Genomic DNA, 2,969 nt, shown 5'->3' with positions numbered 1-2,969 from the left:
GTATTTGCAAAAGAAATAAAGGATAGATAAATGAATAGCATAAGCTCTAAGGAAATATACGATCTTAAAGCTCCGTTTGCACCAGGAACATATGTAGAACTTTTCTTAGAGAATAACGACGATATACAAAGAAAATGGGGTTTTTTTGAATGTGATAGTCAAGCTAAAATGCAATTATTATTTGTATCGGATGATTATTTGCAAAGTTTTGATAGTTTTAGTACTTTAGTTGATATTGATGAAGATGGAGAATTAGAGTGCAATGATGATTACAATGCAACTTTAATTGAACAAGAAAATACAAATAAAATTGGCTTTTCTCTTCCTCTTTATAGAACAAAAGAAACTAAATTTGAAAAATATTATATTGTGGTATTTGCTTATGAAGGCGAAATGCCGACTTTACAAGATCCTTATGTGATCATTGATATGAGTTTTAGAGTGGGTATTGGAGAAGATGATAATGTTGCTAATGGTGTTAATCTTGCAAATTATCCCAAAAATATTCAAGAATGGAACCAAATATCACACATACAAAGTGTTTGGGATGCTGTTAAATTTTTCGAATGTCTATCTAAAAAAATAGGTGATACCTTTACTATTATGAGAGAAAATTTCTTTTCATTCTGTAAAAATAATCCTCAAATAGCAGGAAAAATTGCTTATATTTACTATAGATTTGACCTAGGTAGTCAATCTTTCATAGATAGCGTGGAAAATGATTTCAAAGACTATCAAAGAGATAGAGATTTTTATTTTCAAACTTGTAAAGATGTTTTGCTAAATTGCCCTATAGAAAAAAACAATCCTAAAACATTGAAAGAAAAATATGATGAATTGATGCAAGGTAAAAAATTGGATATAGCAATTTATAAAAATTTAATTAGTAAGATTGTAACCGCTATATGTGAAAAATTAGACCTAAATTTAATAACAAAAAATGGTGAAATAGATTTTTTCCAAGGAGATGAAGAAGAATGGGGAGAATATTACAAAAGACGCATACGTGTTAATGAAAATAATCTACATGATTTAAAAGAAATAATAAAAACTATGATTCACGAGATTAGACATTTTTATGTTGAAACTTATTATTATCCAGGACAAGGTATTTTAAGAGGATATTTGTTTTATGCACATGGATTCTCTATAAGCGATGATTATAAAATTTTATTTGATGGCTTTTATAAATTTGATGACAAAGAAAGGCAAGAAAATGCTTACGAAATACAACCAAATGAAAGAGATGCAAGATTTGTCGAAAAAATGATAGATTTTCTAGGCTAAATAATGAAAATTAAACTTCCTGATTTAAAAAAATATGCTTTTAACAATAGATCAGATAAAACCATATATCTTGGCATAGAAACAAATATTTTATGTGTTGAGGATAGAATAAACGATATTTCAAATTTCTATAGTAGTAAATATAATAAAAAAATTAATGATTTAACCGCTATTTTATATATAGGAAAGGTAATATTTCAAGAAGAGAAAAACAACTTGTTTCCAAAATTTATAGCAAGTAATTTTGATATTAATTTTGAAAAATTAAATAATTTTTGGCTTAATGAAATAACAAACAACAAAGTGCAATATTTCAGGCAAAATAACAATATAATCTTATCCAAAGAACAAATTTACTCATATTTTGATGATTTGCATTCCAAAAACATCAACTTAATTAAAAATTATTTTAATAAAATTTATGAAAATAGTGGCATTACCGCTTTAATCTATGACAGAAACAACCATAAAAACGATATGTTAAATCAACTTGATACGCTATCTAAACAAGATTATAAAATTACATTTAGCGATGAGCTTTTTTACGAATATTTAGTTTGGAGTCTAAATGACTTTTTAATTCCATATTTTTCTGGTAAATTTCAAGATGAAAATGAATTACTTTTTAATGCCGGTGCTTACACTACATATAAAGAATTATATCAAAAACAAATCAATCTTATACCAAATCCTTACTATGGGAAAAACTCTAATATTCCTTTTATTGATTTTTTCTATACTAATATAAATCCATTAAAATATGGGGTGGGTTATATCGAAGGTTATTTAAAATTTTTCAAACACTATCCAAATTCAAAGTTCCTTAAAAAAATGCCTCCAATAAAAGGATATAAATTCTATAGCCCTAATATTAACCATGATGGTAAAATTTTATCTTCCAATAAAGGAAAATTTTATTTTTCTCTAGCTGAAAATCCTCAAATTTTTATTTATTTTTTTCAAAAATATTACCCAAAAATTTGTAACCTTCCAAAACATTGGAATGAAATTATGTTTCAAAAGTTAAAATTAAACATTCCAAACGAAGAGTTATAATTTTTCTATATTCTTAATCAAACTGCTAATATTAGAATCGATTTTAATATTATGAGTTTGCAAATCAAAAATTGCAAAAATGAAAAAACCTAAAATACATCCAATAGGTATAACAACTAACGCAAATTTCATAAATCTGCGTTGAAAATACTGCCAAAATTTTTCCCTATTAGCTCCATTATAAGCCTTATCAAAAGCTGTCTCATCTGTTAAATTTATAAGAGGAGTTAAAGCCGATGCTATATTGTTACAAAGATAAATAATTTTTTCCTCAACATCTTTTTCATGAGAATATTTTCCTCTATATCCTAAAATCAAGCAAACATATATGAATTCCAAAAAATCCTTGTTTTTGGATGGATTAGACAACCAAGAAAGCGCTATATCGTAAAAATTATCACCACCTAGAGTCTCATCAAATAACCTCACGGTTAAAGTATGATTTGCCCAAGAGCTATTAATAAATAAATCATTTTTCATTAGACTTTCATCTATAAATACACATAAACAATATCTTAATTTTATAATATCTTTCTCATCATACTCTTTAAAAGTACTTAATCTTGAACTCCAAACCAAAATTTCATTTACAAGCTTTTCTTTTAAATTCTCTATATAAGCAGCAT

At 26.0% G+C, this 2,969-nt stretch carries 3 protein-coding genes; 2 read left to right on the top strand and 1 reads right to left on the bottom strand.

What is annotated here, in order from left to right; genetic code table 11:
* The first annotated feature begins 30 nt into the window (after positions 1-30).
* Both L8V79_RS07945 and L8V79_RS07940 read left to right on the top strand, forming a co-directional pair.
* Entirely contained in the window at positions 31-1,287 is a 1,257-nt protein-coding gene (locus tag L8V79_RS07945; protein ID WP_263687867.1) for a hypothetical protein, read from the top strand.
* A 3-nt stretch (positions 1,288-1,290) separates the two neighbouring features.
* Complete coding sequence (locus L8V79_RS07940; protein WP_263687866.1) at positions 1,291-2,343, top strand: hypothetical protein; 1,053 nt, start codon at positions 1,291-1,293, stop codon at positions 2,341-2,343.
* Here L8V79_RS07940 and icmH read toward each other — a convergent pair.
* Positions 2,338-2,969: type IVB secretion system protein IcmH/DotU (gene icmH / locus L8V79_RS07935; RefSeq protein ID WP_263703178.1), on the bottom strand; the 632-nt coding region annotated here is incomplete at its 5' end. The two genes, L8V79_RS07940 and icmH, sit on opposite strands and share 6 nt — an antisense overlap.

It is taken from the genome of Campylobacter sp. IFREMER_LSEM_CL2194 (genome assembly GCF_025771685.1).
Lineage (GTDB): Bacteria > Campylobacterota > Campylobacteria > Campylobacterales > Campylobacteraceae > Campylobacter_D.
The sequence above is the reverse complement of the archived record's forward strand: the minus strand, read 5'-3'. Positions and strand labels throughout refer to the sequence as shown.